The organism is Microvirga sp. VF16 (genome assembly GCF_016864375.1).
In the GTDB taxonomy this organism is placed as follows: Bacteria; Pseudomonadota; Alphaproteobacteria; order Rhizobiales; family Beijerinckiaceae; genus Microvirga.
Genome location: NZ_CP069356.1, coordinates 1,330,188 through 1,348,898, shown reverse-complemented (window position 1 = coordinate 1,348,898; position 18,711 = coordinate 1,330,188). Strand labels below are relative to the sequence as shown.

At 61.3% G+C, this 18,711-nt stretch carries 21 protein-coding genes and 1 pseudogene; 10 read left to right on the top strand and 12 right to left on the bottom strand.

Annotation, left to right across the window (positions count from 1 at the left end; translation table 11 throughout):
- Positions 1–21: 21 nt before the first annotated feature.
- The 6 genes from JO965_RS38920 to JO965_RS38895 all read right to left on the bottom strand — a co-directional run bounded on the left by JO965_RS38920 (position 22) and on the right by JO965_RS38895 (position 3,114).
- Entirely contained in the window at positions 22–315 is a 294-nt protein-coding gene (locus JO965_RS38920; RefSeq protein WP_203446091.1) for a hypothetical protein, read from the bottom strand.
- Positions 312–521, bottom strand: coding sequence for a hypothetical protein (locus JO965_RS38915; RefSeq protein WP_203446090.1), 210 nt, complete (start codon positions 519–521; stop codon positions 312–314). Before JO965_RS38915 ends, JO965_RS38920 begins: the two co-directional genes overlap by 4 nt.
- A 148-nt stretch (positions 522–669) precedes the next feature.
- Positions 670–879: a cold-shock protein gene (locus tag JO965_RS38910; protein ID WP_203446089.1), complete on the bottom strand. Its 210-nt coding sequence runs from the start codon at positions 877–879 to the stop codon at positions 670–672.
- Between the two features lie 522 nt (positions 880–1,401).
- Positions 1,402–1,581 carry a hypothetical protein gene (locus JO965_RS38905; RefSeq protein ID WP_203446088.1) on the bottom strand — a complete coding sequence of 60 codons (180 nt, stop codon included), beginning with the start codon at positions 1,579–1,581 and terminating at the stop codon, positions 1,402–1,404.
- Positions 1,582–2,335: 754 nt separating this feature from the next.
- Entirely contained in the window at positions 2,336–2,581 is a 246-nt protein-coding gene (locus tag JO965_RS38900; RefSeq protein ID WP_203446087.1) for a hypothetical protein, read from the bottom strand.
- Between the two features lie 191 nt (positions 2,582–2,772).
- On the bottom strand, positions 2,773–3,114 hold the full coding sequence (locus tag JO965_RS38895; RefSeq protein WP_203446086.1) for a response regulator: 342 nt from the start codon (positions 3,112–3,114) through the stop codon (positions 2,773–2,775).
- Positions 3,115–4,526: 1,412 nt separating this feature from the next.
- Between JO965_RS38895 and JO965_RS38890 the strand changes: the two genes are divergently transcribed.
- The 4 genes from JO965_RS38890 to JO965_RS38875 all read left to right on the top strand — a co-directional run bounded on the left by JO965_RS38890 (position 4,527) and on the right by JO965_RS38875 (position 7,263).
- Positions 4,527–5,276 carry a Crp/Fnr family transcriptional regulator gene (locus JO965_RS38890; RefSeq protein WP_203446085.1) on the top strand — a complete coding sequence of 250 codons (750 nt, stop codon included), beginning with the start codon at positions 4,527–4,529 and terminating at the stop codon, positions 5,274–5,276.
- A complete protein-coding gene (locus JO965_RS38885; RefSeq protein ID WP_203446084.1) occupies positions 5,273–5,521 on the top strand; it encodes a hypothetical protein in 249 nt (82 codons plus the stop codon). Before JO965_RS38890 ends, JO965_RS38885 begins: the two co-directional genes overlap by 4 nt.
- Before the next feature lie 9 nt (positions 5,522–5,530).
- A complete protein-coding gene (locus tag JO965_RS38880) occupies positions 5,531–5,938 on the top strand; it encodes a hypothetical protein (RefSeq protein ID WP_203446083.1) in 408 nt (135 codons plus the stop codon).
- 539 nt (positions 5,939–6,477) lie between these two features.
- Positions 6,478–7,263, top strand: a complete 786-nt coding sequence (locus tag JO965_RS38875; RefSeq protein ID WP_203446082.1) for a Crp/Fnr family transcriptional regulator — start codon at positions 6,478–6,480, stop codon at positions 7,261–7,263.
- Positions 7,264–7,488: 225 nt separating this feature from the next.
- Here JO965_RS38875 and JO965_RS38870 read toward each other — a convergent pair whose 3' ends face one another.
- Positions 7,489–8,394 carry a LysR family transcriptional regulator gene (locus JO965_RS38870; protein ID WP_203446081.1) on the bottom strand — a complete coding sequence of 302 codons (906 nt, stop codon included), beginning with the start codon at positions 8,392–8,394 and terminating at the stop codon, positions 7,489–7,491.
- Positions 8,395–8,500: 106 nt separating this feature from the next.
- On the opposite strand from JO965_RS38870, the gene JO965_RS38865 reads away from it, so the two are divergent.
- The gene (locus JO965_RS38865) at positions 8,501–8,824 is read left to right on the top strand and encodes a nuclear transport factor 2 family protein (RefSeq protein ID WP_203446080.1); all 324 of its coding nucleotides are present in this window, start codon (positions 8,501–8,503) and stop codon (positions 8,822–8,824) included.
- A complete protein-coding gene (locus JO965_RS38860) occupies positions 8,821–9,600 on the top strand; it encodes an SDR family oxidoreductase (RefSeq protein WP_203446079.1) in 780 nt (259 codons plus the stop codon). The genes JO965_RS38865 and JO965_RS38860 overlap by 4 nt, the downstream gene beginning before the upstream one ends.
- A 527-nt stretch (positions 9,601–10,127) precedes the next feature.
- Here the strand turns inward: JO965_RS38860 and JO965_RS38855 are convergent.
- Together JO965_RS38855 and JO965_RS38850 are read right to left on the bottom strand one after the other, a co-directional pair.
- On the bottom strand, positions 10,128–11,180 hold the full coding sequence (locus tag JO965_RS38855) for an IS110 family transposase (protein WP_203445809.1): 1,053 nt from the start codon (positions 11,178–11,180) through the stop codon (positions 10,128–10,130).
- 148 nt (positions 11,181–11,328) lie between these two features.
- Entirely contained in the window at positions 11,329–12,252 is a 924-nt protein-coding gene (locus tag JO965_RS38850) for a LysR family transcriptional regulator (protein ID WP_203446078.1), read from the bottom strand.
- 124 nt (positions 12,253–12,376) lie between these two features.
- Between JO965_RS38850 and JO965_RS38845 the strand changes: the two genes are divergently transcribed.
- The 3 genes from JO965_RS38845 to JO965_RS38835 all read left to right on the top strand — a co-directional run bounded on the left by JO965_RS38845 (position 12,377) and on the right by JO965_RS38835 (position 14,091).
- Positions 12,377–12,931 (top strand): carboxymuconolactone decarboxylase family protein, encoded by a 555-nt coding sequence (locus JO965_RS38845; RefSeq protein ID WP_203446077.1) that lies wholly within the window; start codon positions 12,377–12,379, stop codon positions 12,929–12,931.
- 62 nt (positions 12,932–12,993) lie between these two features.
- Positions 12,994–13,620, top strand: coding sequence for a pyridoxamine 5'-phosphate oxidase family protein (locus JO965_RS38840; protein WP_203446076.1), 627 nt, complete (start codon positions 12,994–12,996; stop codon positions 13,618–13,620).
- Between the two features lie 12 nt (positions 13,621–13,632).
- Complete coding sequence (locus tag JO965_RS38835; protein WP_203446759.1) at positions 13,633–14,091, top strand: nuclear transport factor 2 family protein; 459 nt, start codon at positions 13,633–13,635, stop codon at positions 14,089–14,091.
- 194 nt (positions 14,092–14,285) lie between these two features.
- Here the strand turns inward: JO965_RS38835 and JO965_RS38830 are convergent, their stop codons facing one another.
- Entirely contained in the window at positions 14,286–15,044 is a 759-nt protein-coding gene (locus JO965_RS38830) for a DUF899 family protein (protein WP_203446075.1), read from the bottom strand.
- Positions 15,045–16,412: 1,368 nt separating this feature from the next.
- A pseudogene (locus tag JO965_RS38825) lies at positions 16,413–16,742 on the bottom strand (transposase); the annotation flags it as partial.
- Between the two features lie 416 nt (positions 16,743–17,158).
- Between JO965_RS38825 and JO965_RS38820 the strand changes: the two are divergent.
- Positions 17,159–17,347: a hypothetical protein gene (locus JO965_RS38820; protein ID WP_203446074.1), complete on the top strand. Its 189-nt coding sequence runs from the start codon at positions 17,159–17,161 to the stop codon at positions 17,345–17,347.
- Positions 17,348–17,396: 49 nt separating this feature from the next.
- On the opposite strand, the gene JO965_RS38815 is transcribed toward JO965_RS38820, so the two are convergent.
- Entirely contained in the window at positions 17,397–18,707 is a 1,311-nt protein-coding gene (locus tag JO965_RS38815; RefSeq protein WP_246777146.1) for an epoxide hydrolase family protein, read from the bottom strand.
- Positions 18,708–18,711 lie beyond the last annotated feature (4 nt).

Sequence of the window (18,711 nt, the reverse complement as noted above, 5' to 3'; positions counted from 1 at the left end):
GGTTCCCCTCTGCTTTGTCGCTTAAGCTCTCTCGGCCAGAAGCCGCGCCAGCGTCTTGGCCGGCTGGACATCCTGGCCGACAGGCTCGGGCGGCACGAGATGCCACGCATGTGCCCGAAGCGCCCATCCCACGTCCGAGAGGCTGCCGAGCGGCTCGTGCGGCCAGGCGGGCTCGCCCGTGGGCGTGAGGATCATGAACTGCCGTGAGGCCTTCATACCGACACGAGCGACATACAGGATCTCATCGCCCTGGCGGAGCAGCGCGACCGGTTCGTAGATCTGCGATCCTTGAAAGAAGGCGTCGCCGCTGGTCAAATGACGGACACCTGGGCCGCGATCTCGCTTTCGCGCACGGCGCGCTCACCGAAGCCGGACGATTTGATGCGGTATGATACTTCACCCGTTTGGTCTGCCGGCATGAGACGCGTCACCTCGTAGATGCCGCTTGCACTTGCACGCTTATCCGAAATACGCGGATGGGTAATGCGAACCAACTGATGAACCTGATACTTATGGGACATTCATTCCTCCTGGGCTTAACTGTGATCGCGCAGGGCAGAGTGGGTAGCCGCTGCTGGTCGTTCGCCTGTACAAACGAAAAAGCCGCCCCACGCGGGAGCGGCTTCAAGGCTTAAAAGCTCAGGTTATGGTCTGAGCCGATCATCAAGATCACGCGTTCTCGATGTTGTTAACGGCGATCTTGCCGGATCGGCGGTCTTCAGCCGTATCAAAGGCAACCTTCTGGCCTTCAACGAGGTTGCGCATGCCGGCACGTTCGAGGGCTGTGGCATGGACGAATACGTCCTTGCTGCCATCGTTCGGCTGAATGAAGCCAAAGCCCTTCATGTCGTTGTAGAATTTTACAGTGCCCGTAATCATAGGGGTGGCCTTTCGCGATTGCTGTAAATGCACGTGAGCAAAGGCGCGCAAGAGCGCGACCGCAACTCAATTCGTCGATGTAATGGTAAGAAAGTCCGAACGTGCGCCTGACAGTGTCAAAAGCGAAACGACCCGATTGTCCGGCCAAAATCCGATAAAAATTATATAGGCTCTTTCTTAATTGATAACAAGTGCTGTGTGTCTTCGTCGTTAGAACTGGACAGAAATTAACAGCGCTCGATGCGATCTAGGGATAGAACTGTGCTTAGCTGGGACCGCGGCTGCTCGGTATTATTTGGCCCATCGCATGTCCCTTCAACTGCCGCCAGCCCGGGTTCCAGCCCACGTGACATCATCGGCAGCGCTACTTTGTGCGAACAGAGGCATTTCAGCTTGGGTACGGCACCTACCTGCGCCAACCGGGAATGTCTTCAAATGGACGAGGCTGACATTCTCTGAACATCTGCTTTCCGTCGCAACTCGGTCGAACTCACGACCGAACAAGCGGATAGGGCATCGTACCTAGTCATGGCCTACTGCGTACGGGGCCAGCGACAGCTCTCCGGCGAGCAAGGCACGGGCGAGCGCATCGCGTTTCGTCTTGGACAGGCGCTGCAGTGCATTGTCCGGTCCCTCTAGCGCCTCGCGCGTGCCGCCCGCCCGCATTAGCTCGGCCAGCCGGGGCGTCTTGCTCTTCGTCATCCGGTCGGAAAGCACCTTCGCACCAGCCCCGACTATCGGAGCGGCCGCCGGCTAGCCTGCCAGAACCCCACTGACCACCGCTGCGGTCGAGGCCGCCGTGCCGAGCGCGCCCGATTGCGGCGCGAGCTCCCGCGGCCGGCATAGGCGGTGAGGTTACGGCTGAGGGAGCCACGCGCGATGCACTCGGCCAACGCACTCTCGTCAGCCGTCATTGCAACTCGGGCAGCGGCGGAGCGGGAACCGCTGCGGAGATCGGATGGCGGCTGCGAGTATAGCCGCAAAGGCTGACCTGAATCCCAGCGGCAATGCCGCAGGTGAAATTAGCAACCCGCCAGGTTCGCTCTGGCGGCCTCCCATAAGTCTCTGGTCTGCGCGATGGGCAAACGAGAACTCAACCGGGTCGAGATCCTGGCTCGCTGGAGAGCGGCCATCTCACTCCAAGCATCACTTGAGACACAAAGAAAAAAGCGTCCCTCGTGAGAAGGACGCTTTAGGGCCTGGCCCGTAGGGGCAGAAGAGAGCCAGAGGGTCATCAACATACGAGCGACAGCTTGGTTCCTTAGAATGGTCTAATAATCCTCGAAGCTAGGTCGCATTCCGGACAAGGTTGATTTTAAGTTAACAACCTCCCGTAGGGGCAACTATGGGCCGGGGGCCGCGCCCAGACTTCATAAGGATCGGGCGCGGCCTATTCCCGGATCGACCCTCTTTCTATCCCGCCCCGCTATACCCTCAGCATGACCTAAGCTGAGGGCTACGCGTTGAAGGGCCCTTGCTCGATCACAAGCGACAGAGCAGCTCGAAGTACCGTCTTGCCGGCTTCATTCCTCACATTCACGACAAAGCTCCGGCGGTCCGCATCTGGGAGAGCATCACTGACCATGTCTGGTAGAGCTTTCTGAGCCTCAATCCTGGCAGCCTCGATATCAGGTAATTCTTGGCCGGTTTTGTCCGGATAGAATTGCTCACCATCAAAGGTATCGAAGAAAAAGCGAGGCATTAGCACTCCAAGCCAGTGATCTGTGGCTATCAACCGAGGAGTGAATGTTTGGTTCAGCCTCTTGTGCGAGACCCGCACTCATCACCTGTTCCCGCGACACCACCGCCATCTCCGAACTCACCGGCCAGCCCGTCAACACCTGGTCTGAGGAATGGCGGTCCCATACGGACCGTTTCGCGAATGCCGTAGGCTCAAGCAGCGACATCCTTCAAGAGGCCGATCACCTGAGAGATCCTGTAGGGCTTCGACAGGATGATCCCTCCAGGAACAGGTTGCATCTGCTCAGCATAGCCTGTCACATACAAGACGGGGAGATCCGGGAAGCGCTCGCGGTAGGCCTTGGCCACCTCCCAGCCATTAGCCTCCGGCATGCGAATGTCGGTCAGCAGGGCATCCAGTGCAATGCCAGCCTGCAGGAGACTGAGGGCCTGTCCGCCAGTTGCCGCTTCCATGACCTCGTAACCGGCATCCTCCAACTCGGTCACGGTCATGTCCCGGACAAAGGGATCGTCTTCAACGACCAGAATTTTCATGATGCTCCCGCCCTATGGTGGGCATACATGGAGCGTTCGGTGAGGGCATCTAGAGGCAAGCATTCCTAAAGCGTCTCATCGGAATTGCACGGCCTGCCGAGGACGACCTACGCCGGAGCCGTGATCCCTTGACCCTCTTCAGGCGCGAGGCCCCAATCGTCCCCTGAGAAGCGGAGCTTGAGCACGGATTGTCGTGGTGCAAACCTCTGCGCCTTCATGCCATGGCCTCGGCATGACCCCTCCACGTGACCCTCTCGGAAGGAGTACCTCGGCGGGGCTAAGGAGAGGTATTCCTAAATAGGATATTCTCCCTCGTGAATAACGGGGGACTTGCATGACCCGAGAGCAAGTCGAGCGTGTGGCAAGAGCGTTCTACGAGGCCGAGCACCCTAGCGAATGGTGCGAGGCTGCCGAAGCTTCCCAGGAGCATTTCCGGGAGCTTGCTCGGATGGCTATCATCACGTTTAACCACCAAATGGCAGCTTACCGGTCAGCTGCGGCACCGAAACGAGTGCCTCAGCTTACTTTGGCGCTCTGAGACTATTGTCGGGATCCCCTCCGCCCTTTCTGGGTTTTATTCCCAGCGCAGGGCTCAGGGAAAATGACAGATAATCGACACGGGGATGAAGCGCTGCAGAGGCTGGCACGCACTCAGGCCAAGCTCTCTCGATATGAACGCAGGATCGGAATGATCCTCGCAGTCCTGACCTTCGCCGCCATTGTGGCGCTCGGGCTGCTGATCGGCCATATCGCGGGCCTGACGTGGCTGTCGCACTAACGGTCCTTTCGCCTCCTGCCATCACCCGGGGCTTGACCGACAGCCGCATTTCTCCACCACTTCAGGGGCATGGCCGCGCCGTCTGAGGCTGTCTTGAATTTGAAGACAAGAGCCCGCTTAGCGGACGGCGCAGGAGGTACGCCAACGCGGGCGGGGCGACAATGGTTAGCGGACTCGATGAGACAGATGCGGCGCGAGATCAGAAGCGACGCGAGCTGAAAGCGCGCTTTGCTCAGGAAACCCGAGTTGGCTGGCCTACTCTGGTTGCCATTCTCATCCCCATCGTCACCGGCACAGCGATAGTAGCTTACCTCCTCCTCAAAACACGCGGCTGAGAAGTTCATGGAAACGGTGCGCAGGCTTGAGGACGCCCGCAGCCGTCGCGGTCACGGAGCCGAGCCGTTTCTGCCAGGACGGCATCGGCGCGGGTCATAAGGCGATCATCCTCAGTGTTCATGCAAAAGAACCTTCTATGTTGATTGTTCTGGCCCAAATGTAGGGGGGAAGGACGCAAGATTAACATGGGTCAAGGACAGACTTACACCTGTCTGTAATGCTCACGGCATCATCAGTAATGGCCACGGTGCCAGGGCTAGACAGTGCGAATGCTACAGTTTTCAGAACTGGAAACGTCATGGTGCCTGCACCTTCCCCGTCCGATCCCCACCCGCTCATCCGCAAGCTGGAGAGCATTGCCGTCCTGACCGACGACGAGCGGCAGGCGCTGCTCGACCTGCCGATGCAGGTGACCGCCATCAAGGAGGATCAGGACATTGTTCGCGAGGGCGACCGCCCCTCCCGCTCGTTTGCGATCCTGAGCGGCTTCACCTGCACCTACAAGATCACCGGAGACGGCAAGCGCCAGATCGTAGCCTTCGGCATCCCCGGCGACATGCCCGACATTCAGAGCCTTCACCTGAAGGTGCTCGACATCGGCGTGGCGACCCTGACTCCGTGCAACGTGGGCTTCATCCAGCATGAGGACCTGTGGGATCTCTGCATGCGCCACCCGCGGCTCGGCGCCATCTTCTGGCGCGAGACCCTCGTGGAGAGCGCCTCTTTCCGTGAGTGGATCCTCAATGTGGGACGGCGGGAGGCTTATCCGCGCATGGCGCATGTCCTGTGCGAGTTGCTGGTGCGCCTCAGAGCGGTGGGCCTGGCAGAGGATCATAGCTGTGATCTGCCGATCACCCAGGTCGAGTTCGCCGACGCACTCGGGATCACGACGGTTCACGCCAACCGGGTTCTTCAGCAGATGCGAGCTGACCGCCTGATCAAGACCAAGGGAAGCCGCCTGAACATTCCCGACTGGGAGCAGTTGAAGGCAGCAGGTGACTTTGACCCGACCTACCTGCACCTCAGACCGGATGAGGTGGTTACATGACCCTCACGCTTCAGCCGGTGCGGGTGGCCACAGGTGCCGAGGAAGAGGGTATGCTGGTCTTTGATCACGAGCGGCGGCTCCGAGCTGTACTGATCCATCTCTCGCCTGAGAACGAGGTGGCTCCTGGGCATTGGTACCTGGAGGCGGGCTTTGACCATCTGGACGGGTCCAACCATCCCACCTTTGCCGATCTCGATGCGGCACAGCATTGGATCAGCCAGCGCCTGGATCACAACAGAGGATGACGAAGGATTATGCCCCGATTCTTGTTTCACCTCAGAGGTGGTCCGAACAGCTTCAGTCCGGACGACAGCGGACTTGAGCTGCCCGACACGGAGGCAGCCTACCTGGAGGCGTTCAAAGCCGCCAAGGATATGGCGCAGGAATGGCTCCGCTCAGGCCACAACCCGAGATCTTACGCCTTTGAGGTGATGAATGCAGCCGGTGAGCTGGTTCTGGAGCTACCCTTCTCCGAGGTCTTGGACCATCAGGCAGGCCATCGGCCGGTCAAGCTGTCCAGAAGCGTCAGGACAGCTAAGAAGCGCGGCAAGCGAATGCTGCGCCTGACGGCTGAGGTGGCGCGGCAGGTCGAGATGGCCCAGGAGAATGTTCGCCGCTCACAGGAACTGCTGAGAGGTTTCGGCAAGAGCAGCGTCATTTAGGGCCGCTTGCCGAGCCTTGCGCTCCTCTTTCCTCTGCCAACGTCTCCAGACGCTTGGCATCGTCGAGGAGTTGGTCCCTGGCCTCGTTGAAGTTGAGCTGTCGAGCCATGGTCCGGATCTTCTCGGCCTCCCGCCGATACTCAGCAGCCATAGTGGCTTGGGGGTGCCAAACGGACATAATCGTAAGCCTCAGGCACTCAAACCGATGCCCATCCTGTCGATCTTAACACATGTTAGTCCGTTGTCTGACGCAAGTTAACCAAGAGTGACAATGTGACCGAAGCCAAGGGCGCGCTTCGGCAACCGGCGACCTTCGACAAACGGCCCCTCCGACGGCAACTCATGCATCGATTTTCCTTGGAGGAACAAATATAAATTGAGTTTTCCTGCCGAAGCACAAAGTTTTTAGGAAAGGCTAACATAGATCAATGGCAGAGATTTATTTATGATATATATTGTTATTATTATCAGCAACCGATCATAGGCGCTGATACCTGAGAGAGACGTGTGCTCCCGCCTGCAAACAGGAGGAGTGTCACATGCACGCTTCTTTCCAGTCCCAAGACAATCCGCTCATCCGCAAGCTGGAGAGCGTCTTCACGCTCACTGCTGAGGTGCGCCAAGCCCTCAGGAACCTGCCGATGCAGCTTGCTGTCATCAAGGACGATCAGGACATCGTACGCGAGGGCGACCGGCCTACCCGGTGCTGCCTGATCCTGAGCGGCTTTGCTGCCACCTACAAGATCACCGCAGACGGCAAGCGCCAGATCACGTCCTTTGGCATCGCTGGTGACATTCCCGACCTGCACAGCCTGCACCTGAAGGTGCTGGACAACAGCGTCAGTACCCTGAGTACCTGCCGGGTCGGCTTCATCATCCATGATGACCTGCGCGATCTTTGCGAACGCTACCCCCGGATCGCCGCCGCCCTCTGGCGCGAAACCCTGATCGACGGGGCGATCTTCCGCGAGTGGATGCTCAACATTGGGCGGCGCGAAGCCTACAATCGGATTGCCCACCTCTTCTGCGAGATGCAGGTGCGTTTGAGCGCGGTCGGCTTGGTTGAGGACTACGCTTATGATTTGCCCATCACCCAAGCCGAGTTAGGGGATGCGCTGGGCATCACCACCGTTCACGTCAACCGGGTTCTGCAACAGATGCGAGCCGACGGCCTGATCGTGACCAAGAGAACACGGCTGGCCATTCCTGATTGGGACAAGCTGAAGGAAGTAGGCGAGTTCAACCCGAGCTACCTTCAACTGGAGCAGGGCGATCTTGCCGCTCCGGACGTAGATCAGGTCTGGCCCAGCCAGCGGCGCGCCTGATGAGCGTGATCGGAAATTCCATTGGCATCCGGAATGTCGCGTTCTGGCACTCCTGAGACCTAAGCTCGAAGGCAGCAATCCTCATCGAACCGGACATTCCGAAAGCGCAAGGAATCTCGGTTCCTGACCCTAACCGGACTATTACAGCCGACACGGTTATTCACGCCGATGAATGCCGCCGAGGCACTCACGTCGAGCCTCAGCCGACATCTTCGACGGGTGTGATCATGATCCCGATTTTGCACCCAGTTCTCGGGCCAAGCCGATAAAGGCCTTCAGGGCAGCCGATGGATTGCGCCGTCCAGGGTAGTAGAGACAGAGCCCACCAAAGGGTGGCGTCCAGTCTTCCAGCACGCGAACGAGGCGTCCGGCTTCGAGGTCAGTACGCACGTCTTGTTCCATGAAGAAGCCGAGCCCGATGCCCTCCAGAACAGCAGTCCGTGCCAGGCTGGCTTCGTCCAGTGTGATCGGACCGCTCACGTTGATCTGGGCCGTCTGGCCGTCTTTCTCGAACTGCCACCGATACAGGGAGCCGTTGGGCAAGCGAACACGAATGCACGGGTGATGGAGGAGGTCAGGCGGAACCCGCGGCTTCCCATGCTTCGCGATATAGGCCGGCGAGCCAACGACGGCATACCGCTGTGGCCGCCCAAGCGAAACCGCAATCATGTCACTGGGCACGAGGTCGGCCCTCCGCACCCCAAGGTCGAAGCCGTCGGCGACAATGTCGACCAGTCGTCCTTCGGTGACGAGATCGACATGTACCTGCGGATAACGGCGCAGGAACTCCAGCACCAGCGGCGAGAGGATCTCGCGTGCCGCCATGGCAAAGGCGTTGATGCGCAGGGTGCCTGACGGCGTGGCCTGCTGCGACCGCACGGCTTCCATGGCACCATGAATGTCCTGCAAGGCAGGGCCGACCTGTTCGATGAACAGGCGTCCGGCATCGGTAAGCGAAACGCTGCGCGTCGTCCGATTGAACAGGCGCACGCCGAGGTTTGCCTCAAGCTTGCCGACGGCATTGCTGAGCGCGGTCGTCGACATGCCTAGTTCGAGCGCTGCGGCCCGGAACGAAGCCTTGCGCGCTATAGCGACAACCGCGTCGAGATCGTTCAATCCGGGTTGGTACATTGTCCTGTTTTTCGAAACGCTTCATCCATTTTTATCCCGCTTATCGAAACAGGTGTCCAGGGCTAAATCGGGGAGGACATTATCTTCGAACCGAAGGAGCTGCCGGATGAACCTACCTTCCCCGATCCAGACCTATTTCGATGCTGACAGGAGAAGCGACGGCGTTGCACTGATTCACGCCTTCTCACCCGATGCCGTCGTCAGGGATGAGGGCCGGTCCCATGCCGGTCATCAGGCCATCGATGCGTGGTGGCATGACGTGAAGACCAGGTATCGGCACGTGATTGAGCCCCTCGAGGTGGCCAGGAACGGCGATTTTGCAAAAGTCCGTGCCAGAGTGGCCGGCCAATTCCCGGGCAGTCCCGCCATGCTCACCTTCGCGTTCCGGCTCGAAGGTGACCAGATCACAGGCCTGGAGATCGGCGCATGACCGGGTTTCTCACACTCGAAGGCAAGCGCGCACTCATTACCTCGGGTACGCGTGGTGCGGGTGCGGCCACCGTCGCGCTGTTTCGCGAACTCGGCGCACACGTCCTGACGGCAGCGCGGTCCCGGCCGGACGCGCTTTCCGAGACGATGTTCGTCGCTGCCGACCTCTCGACCCCTGAGGGCTGCGCCACCCTCGCGGCTGCGGTGCATGAGCGGTTGGGCGGGGTTGATGTCGTGGTCCACATGCTGGGCGGCTCCTCCGCCCCGGCGGGCGGCTTCGCAGCTTTGGGCGACGCGGAATGGGCCAAGGAGCTCGATCTCAACCTGATGGCAGCCGTCAGGCTCGATCGCGAGCTCGTGCCCGCGATGGTCGAGCAGGGCCGTGGGGTCGTCATCCACGTCACGTCCATCCAACGGGAGCTGCCGTTGCCGGAGGCGACGACCGCCTATGCGGCCGCGAAGGCTGCGCTCTCGACCTATAGCAAGAGCCTGTCGAAGGAAGTCTCGCCGAAGGGGGTGCGCGTGATGCGGGTCTCACCCGGCTGGATCGAGACCGAAGCGTCGGTGCGGCTGGCCGAGCGGCTCGCACGGGACGCCGGCACCGATTACGAGGGCGGCAAGCGGATGATCATGGAGTCGCTTGGTGGGATCCCGATCGGCCGGCCTTCGACGCCGGAGGAGGTGGCGAACCTGATCGCCTTCCTCGCCTCCGATCGCGCCGCGACCATAACGGGCGCTGAGTATGTCATCGACGGTGGCACCGTTCCCACCGCCTGAGCGGTGCAGCATGCCCTTTCGTAAGGCCATCGGCGGCAGGAGCGGTGAGTTGGATCGAGAGTTGTTGCGACCGCGCTCTGCATCTCGTTTCAAAAGTGGCCCTGCCGGAATTCGTGCCGCACGCGATTGACGGATAGCGCATGCAACAGCCTCTATGCATCGAAGGTCTCGAATTGGCACTCCTGAGATGTAACCGCGTGGTCCGCTTCAGCGGGGAAAAGCCGACGTTCATCGAGAGGTCGGGAAGTGAAGGTTTGACCCGATGTATGGACCGGCCGTGCGTCGCAAGAGGCTTTTCGAGATGGCGAGGTTGGTCTTGCGCTAATGTATCCGGCCCATGTGGAGCGATTGCTCCTGGCCATCATGGAGATCCGCGCGCATCGGTTCTCATAAGCGGACCGGCCCTTCATGGCCAAACGGGTCACCAGAGCCCAGATGCGACGGCGCGACCGTTCTCCATCTCGTGTTCCTCTCGCAGACCTCGGCGAGTTCCAGGCGGTTGATGCAGGGGAGGGGCGATGCTGCCCTCAACCCATTACAGCCGCTGTCCGTGGTTCATAGGTGCGGTTCTGGCTCAGCACGCTCCAGGCAATCCGCGCCAGCTTGTTGGCTAAAGCCGCCGCCAGCACGTTGTGGTGCAGGCGTGTGGACGCGGCGGTGAGCCATGCCCCGAAACTGTGTTGGCGCCACTTGGCCGGCCAGAGCAGCAGCACGCGAGCGGCCTGAACCAGGAGCGAGCGCAGGTAGCTGTTGCCGCGCTTCGACAGGCGGCCCAGGATCGTGCGGTCGCCCGTTGACGTCTGTTTGGGCACCAACCCGAGCCAGGCGCCGAAATCACGTCCTCGGCTAAAGGCGGCGCCGTTGCCAATGGCGGCTACCATGGCGCTGGCGATGATCGGTCCCACGCCTGGCACGCTCATCAAACGCTGGCAGGCTTCGTCTGCCGCTACGAGAGCTTCAATCTCGTCGGTGACAGCATCGATGCGCTCATCCAGATGATGCCAGTCCTGCATCAAGCCTTCGATCAGGCGTACCATACGCGGCGTGAGGACATCGGCGCGTTTGGCCAGGATATCGGGCAGCGCTTGCCGCAGGGTTCGCAGCCCCTGTCGCACCGCAATCCCGCGCTCGAGCAGGAAGGCGCGGATCTGGTTGACCACGGCCGTGCGCTGGCTGACCAAGCGGGCGCGAACACGATGCAGAGCTTGCAGGTCGAGTTGCTCGACTGTCTTCGTAGGCACGAAGCGCATCGTGGGACGCTCCACGGCTTCAGCAATGGCCTCGGCATCGCGGAAATCATTTTTGTGGCTCTTGCGGAACGGCTTCACGAACTGCGCCGGGATCAGCTTCACATCATGGCCAAGGGCCAGCAACTGACGGCTGAGATGGTGAGCGCCGACGCAGGCTTCCATGCCGATCAGGCAGGCCGGCATATTGGCCAGGCGTGCCTCGATCTGTCCGCGAGAGAGCTTCTGGCGCAGAACGATGGCGCCACGGACATCCAGGCCGATGAGGTGGAAGCTGTTCTTGCCGATGTCGATGCCAAGAGTGGCAATGGGCGGAAGCGGGGCTTTAGGCATGGCTCAGATCCTCGTGCTGGGCGCCCCTGATGAAGGGTGCGCCGGTAAGCACGGCCGGTCCATCCCATTAGCGGACATTGAGGCACGACGGACAAGCATGAGGTCGCAGCGAAAAATCCATGCGCTGCAGGAGTGCACGGTTCATGTTTTATGCGCGGACACCGACCTGCCCGGCGGCGAGGCGCCCACGCAAGCGTGGCGCGGCGAAGTCCAGGAAGCTGCGCATCTTGAGCGGGAGCGCGCCCTGTGTGCTGTGCAGGAGATACACCGGCAGCGGCGCAGGCTCGAACGCCTCAAGGACGATCCGCAGCAAGCCTTCCTGGACGGCGCTTGCAGCCTGATACGACAGCACCCTTGTCACCCCCACGCCCACTGTCGCAGCCGCAAGCGCCGCTTCTGCCGTGTTCACGGATAAGCGCGAGCGCACCGCCACCGTGAGATTTCGGCCCTTCGCGCCACCCGTAAAGGCCCATGTCATCGGAGAGCCAAGCACATCGAAAGTAACACAGGGCATGTTGGCAAGGTCACCCGGCTCCTGTGGAACCCCATGCTTGGCGAAGTAGTCGGGACTCCCGCACGCCACCTGCCGCACGGACCCGACGCGTGTGGCGACCAGGGAGCTGTCGGGCAGGGTGCCGATCCGCAAGGCCACGTCGATGTGGTCTTCCAGCAGGTGCACGTTCCGGTCGGACAGGAGCATTCTGACATGGATGTCGGGAGACATTTCGAGGAACTCACTGACCACAGGCACCACATGGAGCCGGCCGAACACGATTGGCGCGGTGATGACGAGTTCGCCCTTGGGAACCACATGCTCTCCGGCCGCCGCTCGCTCGGCCTCGCCGACCTCATCGAGAATGCGCTTGCACGCCACGACATAGGTTGTCCCTGCATCAGTCAGCGTCAGCCGGCGTGTCGACCGGGTGAGAAGGCGCGTGCCGAGGTGCTCTTCCAGGTCCGCGAGCTTCCGGCTGACGGTTGGCAACGGGATCTTCAGACGTCGGCTGGCACCGGTGAAGCTGCCCGCTTCGACCACGGCAACGAGGATCGACATCGCCTCTAGGCGGTCCATGGACTGTTCCAAAAATTGAGACAATCTCTCTCATAATTAGCAGGTTATATTGACTATCGGAAGAAGCCACCTTGCTCAGACCGGAACAAGCACCGGTCCCAACGCAGCCAGAGGAGTTCCGTCAATGTCCCGTATTGCCATTCCCGCTCTTGACGAAGCGCCGGCCGCATCGGCCCCCCTCCTGGAGGCCGTGAACAGGCAGCTCGGCGTCGTCCCCAATCTCTTCCGGCTGGTCTCAATCAGCCCGGCCGCACTGACTGGCTTAACCACTCTCAGCGGGGCACTCAGCCAGACGCTCGACGTCCGGACCCGCGAGCGCATCGCGCTGGCGGTCGCTCAGGTGAACGGCTGCGACTATTGTCTGTCTGCCCACACCTCTCTTGGCCTCAGCGCCGCCAAGATCAGCCCGGAGGAGATCGCGCTCAATCGCCAAGGTCGCTCCGGCGATCCGAGGGCTGACGCGGCCGTGCGGTTCGCCGCAAAGGTCGCAGAAGCCCGCGGCCGCGTCGGCGATGCCGATCTGCAAGCCGTCCGGGCTGCAGGCTACTCGGACGCGCAGATTGTCGAAATCGTCGGCCTCGTCACGGAGAACATCTTCACCAACCTCATCAACAACGTCGCGCAGACCGACATCGACTTCCCGGTCGTGTCGGCGGCCGAGCTCGGCAAGGCCGCCTGAACGAAAGACGGCATCCGGCGGCCTTCGTGCCGCCGGATGTTCGGTCGGCAGAGGATACGATCATGGCCTACAGCTTCCTGGACATTGCTTCGACTCCAAGCGTGAAGGCGGCCCAAGAGGCCAACGGAAGCCTGGAGTTCTGGTCGGATTTTGCGGGCAACCGAGCGTTCGACCGGTTCACCGCAAGCGAGGCGGCCTTCATCGCCGAGCGTGACAGCTTCTACATGGCAACGCTCTCGGAGAGCGGGTGGCCTTATGTCCAACATCGCGGCGGGCCGGCTGGCCTCCTCCGCGTGTTGGATGAACGGACGCTGGCCTGCGCCGACTTTCGCGGCAACCGGCAATACATCTCGGTCGGGAACCTGGCGGCCAATGATCGGGCGGCTCTCGTCCTGATGGACTATGCCGGGCGTCGGCGACTGAAGATCTATGCGCATGCCAAAGCGGTCAGCCTTGCCGACGCACCGGACCTGGCGTCGGAGCTGGCCCTTCCCGGGTACAAAGCCAAGGTCGAGCGGGCTCTCGTGTTCCGTCTCGAAGCGTTTGACTGGAACTGCCCGCAGCACATCACGCCGCGCTTCACCCTTGCCGAGATTGAACAAGGCCTCGCCGCCATGCGGGACCGGGTCACTCACCTGGAAGCCGAGAACACCGCATTGCGAGCACGGCTCGCAGCCGATGGAGAATAGCCATGCAGGTCACTGATCGTCCGCCTGTGCCCTTTCATCGTCGAGACCGCAACGCAGAAGGCGCGTCTCGCCGAGGATGCCTGGAACAGCCGCGACCCCACCCGTGTGGCGCTGGCCTCCACGCCTGACAGCGAATGGCGGAACCGGACCGGGTTCCTGACGGGGCGGCCTGCCATCGAGGCGTATCTCGCCCGGAAATGGGCCCGTGAACTCGATGATAGGCTGATCAAGGAGCACTGGGACTTCCGGGAGAACCGAATGGCCGTCCGCTTCGGCTACGAGTGGCACGACGACAGCGGCAATTGGTTCCGCGCCTATGGCATCGAGCTGTGGGAGTTCGATGAACAGGGCCTGATGCGGCGCCTAGCCAGCATCAATGACGCGCCGATTGCAGCGACGGATCGCAAGTTCCTCTGGCCCCTCGGCCATCGCCCGGACGATCATCCAGGATTAAGCGATCTCGGTCTCTGATTGTGCAGGGATCTCGGTGTAAGCCAGGAAGGTCCCTTCATGGCACACCTGAGACCTAAACCCGAGGGCGGGATTCCTCACCTAACCAGACATTCCGAAAGGCCAGGGAACATCAGTGCCTGACCCAATGCGGGTCGCACGGGGCCGATGCCGAACTGCTGCATTGGAAATGAGACATCCCAATTGCTCCGCTCTCAGGCAGGCGGCTCGGGTCGGCTACAGCAACTGTATTCCATTTGCTCGAGGGAGTCAGGACGGCCTCCGGGTGTAAGGTCGAACAGCGTCCACAATGGCTCCACTGTACCCAGATGCCTCATGTCCTGGCCCGGATCGGGCGGTTCGAAGACAAGCTCACTCGCCCAATGAAGCCGAATGGTGCCGTCAGCGTCGCGCCTGAACACCGTCATGATCGGGACCGGCTCGCCGTCGGGGCCGTCACCGCCATAGTCACGGCGGAAGCTGTTTGCCGATGCCGACAGCAGCCGCACATGCTTCCACCCCTTATCCTGCGCGAAGGCTGCCACTTTCTCGATCGGTGCCCTCGCCACGATAACGAGACTGCCGCCCAATCCCTCGAAGTGCGGCATCGTGCCCTCCCACATGTCGATCAGGGCGGTGCAGGAGGGACACGGTCCTTCCGCGAGCGGCACGGTCGCCATGGCTCCTCGCGTCGGTCCTGGCCGCGGATCCTGGGAGTGACGGGGGAACATGTAGTGGTAGACCATCAGTGCGTCGCCGCCGCGGAACAGCTCGGACATCTTCACCCTTTGCGGTGTGCCGTCGGCTCCGATGGCGTCGAAAACATAGTCTTCCAGTACTATCCCTCCTGCTGGAAGGCGCCGGAGCTCGGCCGCTACGGCCTCCATCTGACGCCGCAGCGCGATCTCCCTTTGCAGCAGAGTGTTTCGCGCGGTGCGATATTCCGGCGTTTCATTGGGAAAGCTGATGCCCACGCGCGCCTCCGGCTAGCGCTCTGGGCTCGCAATTTAGCACTCCAGAACTCTCGCTGAAAGTCCACACTGGGTCGATTCCGCCGTTCGCGATTGGGCCAGCGAATGTCGGCTTATGGCACACCTGAGACCTATGCTCGAAGGCAGCAATCCTCATCGAACCGGACGTCCAGTAAGCGCAGGTAATCTCTGTTCCTGACTCTGGCTGTTTGCACTTTACGACCGGCGTTGAAGCCCCCGAGCGTAACAGCCGCGGAGGGCGTACCGATTTGCCATCGTTCATCGAACCAACGTGTGTGCAGATCGCCGGAGTCGGCAGCCGCCCGCAGGGGCTGCGCTCGGGAGCTGCCACTCGTCAAGTTCGTCGGTGCGGCCGAATAGCCTCACTCTCTTCGCGCAGCGACTTGTCATTACACCTCATGGCCGTTTGTCCTTGATGACAAGCCTGCCGACCACAAGCTCGTCGATTTCAAGGCGGCCGACCCGCGCCTTTCCAATCACCAACCGTCCAACGGCGAGAGCGCCAACTGCAAACACACCCAATGCCATAGCACCGAGTGCCAAGGCACCTACAGAGGAAGCGCCTATCCGGACCGTTCCGAGTGCTGCATTTCTTATGGTAGCCGAGCTGGCGGCGGTTCCGTTCCGCCTGACTTCATGACGTCCTATGCGATCGCCCATCATTATCCTGGTCTCCGCAAGCTTTGGGAAGCTGGTTCAGGCAGAGATTGCCCGGATGCGGCCGCCCTCGATATGAAACCATCTGGCGAGGCAGAATTCCGATCGTCAAGATCCGCACGAATACGGCACGCTTGTGATGCTGACGATCGGGCTTCGGAAAAGGCCACTACTGGACACGTAGAAATCCTACCGTGCTGGGAGGAGCCCGTGGGGATATGAACCCTCAGGCTGAACAAGCAGGTTGCTGTACTGGCCGGGACTTCCAATCATGTACGGCCGCTCCCGGTACACCGCAGACGAAGGAGCTTGGTCCGCGGAGACGTGAAAGTTTGACCCTGGCTGTCGTCTAATCGCTCGTTGGAATGCAAGCCCTTTTGGTGCCGAGGCTGTGGTTTGCCGGGAGCAGTGTCGTCTTCGCGGTCGACAGCAGTCGCCGCATGATGGGGCTTCGCAGGAGGAACCTTCCAAGGTGTCAAACGCACGCTCCGGGCCTATGGGCGCGTCGGTGCAACAGCCTAGGCGGAATGGTTCATCCACGTCCCGGCAGGGACGCCTCGGCACGCCTCAGGACAGGCGCATAGCAGTTCTGGCCGGTCAGGCGGTGGCGCTGATTGCCCAGTTGAACGGCTGGCCGGATTTCAGCATCGCGTGCATGATGACCGCCAACTTGCGGGCTACGGCCACAGCCGCGCGCTTGAAGCCGACCTCGGCCAGATGGGCCAGGCCATCGGCATCATTGGCGTCGGTTTTGTTGGGCGCCATGGCGAGGGCGGCTTTGGCATGGCGCGCATCGATACAGATCGCCGGCAGCCCCTCGGTCTGGAGCGCATGATAGAACCACACCGCCAAAGGCCCGGTCTCGAACACCACCCGCTGGGCCGCAGGCGCACGCTTGCGGACGATCTCCGCAATCAGGGTTGGATCAGACGGGCATTTGCCGCGCCAGATCCGCTTGCCGTCCCGCCGCACGGAAATCGCCGTCTCTTTCACCGACACGTCAAGACCGATATACTCGCCCATGGGTGTTCTCCGTTCGATGCTTGGGCCCGGCGTCCAGTCGAGAGCCCGTCATTCCATCTTATCGGGGAACAACCACCCGCTCTTCCATGCAGTGACCATCCGGTCTTAGGGCGACTCGCTCCGCGATTACCCAATGTGTCAAAACGCGAACGAGCACCGCCTCCGACGAACTATTTGTACAATTTCATGCTCCTAAACCGGGGATTCCCCGGTCTGTTCAGGCTTGCAAAAAATTAGATTGCTCCACGGAGCCGCGCATTCATATTTTGACACGGTCTCGACCCATTGCGGCCCTAAACGGTGTGATCGGTGAACGCCGTACAGGATGGAAAGCGGACATTGGCGCTTCTCACCATATGCTCTGCATGCCGAGTACTCACCGAAGAACGTTTCGTATGACGGGTTAAGGTATCCCGATGATGAAGATACCAGTGGCCGCCGCGGCGGCTCTGATGCCCGCAAGCGCCATGGCGATGCAGGCCATGCCGGGTTCCGCCCCGGGCGTCACGCGTACCGATCACTCGTGGAGCAATATCGATGCGCGCCTGAATGGTCTCGCGGCCGGGGATGCTGAGGTCGTGCCGCTGCAGATGATCGAAAAGTGAGGAACGCGGGCGGATGGAGGCGAAAGGGTGTCCGCCCGCGTCCCCTCGCTCAGTGGAACGGCTTGAACGCCGCCGTCAGTTCCCGGGCGAAAATCATCGGCTGCTCCCAGGCGGCGAAGTGGCCGCCCTTCTCGGCATGATGATAGTAGATCAGGTTGGGATAGGCCTTCTCGGTCCAGCTCCGCGGCGCCTCATATTGCTCGCCGGGGAAGACGCTCACCGCCACAGGGATCTTGACGCCCTTCGCGTTGAAGAACCCTCCCTTGTACTCCCAATAGAGGCGCGCCGCAGACACGCCCGTATTGGTCAGCCAGTAGAGCGTGATGTTGTCGAGGATCTCGTCCCGCGTCAGCTCGCCGGTGGCGCTCTCATAGCGGCCCAGGGCCTCGGTGACCGCCGCCGCGGGCTGGCCGCCACCGTCACCATGGTCGAGCATATAGGCGGCGAGGGCGACGGGCGAATCGGCAAGGCCGTACAAGGTCTGGGGCCGCTCCGCCATCATCCTATACATGGCCACATGCTTGTAGGTGAAGAGGAGCTGCTCGTAGGCGCGTTTTTCCTCGGCTGAGAGACCGACAGGAGACGGATCGCCGGCCAAGGTCGCCTTGTCGATGTCCGCCGGAACGGTCCCGGGCATGTTGGTATGAATGGCGAGCAGCCCTGGAGGCGCTTGCAAGCCCATCTGGTCCACCACGAAGGCGCCCCAGTCGCCGCCCTGGGCGACATAGCGCTGATAGCCGAGGCGCTTCATCAGCACGTCCCAGGCCTTGGCCATGCGCTCGGGACCCCAGCCGGTCGCAGTCGGTTTGCCGGAGAAACCGTAGCCCGGCATCGACGGGATCACCACGTCGAACGAGTCTTCCACCCTGCCACCATAGGCAACCGGGTCCGTCAGCGGGCCGATCAGCTTGAGCTGTTCGATGATCGAGCCCGGCCAGCCATGGTTGATGATCAGCGGCAGCGCATTAGGATTCTTCGAACGGACGTGGATGAAGTGAATGTCTTGCCCATCGATGGCGGTGACGAACTGAGGCAAGGCATTCAGCTTCGCCTCTGCCGTGCGCCAGTCATAGTCCGTCGCCCAATATCGGGCGAGGTCCCGCATCGTCGCCAGCGGCACACCCTGAGACGAGTCCGAAACGGTCTCCTTCTCCGGCCACTGGGTCGCTGCAATCCGCTGGCGAAGCTCGTTGAGCGCCTGCTGCGAAAAGTGGACTTCTGGGAACGGACGGATCGCCGCGTCTTCGGTGACGTTAGCGGTCGTGGTGGCAGCTGCCGGTGGGCCACTTGCCACCTGAGCCAGCGCGGTCGTTGCAAGCATGGCCGCGGCGGCGGCAAGGGTCGTCATGGTCTTGGTCATGTCA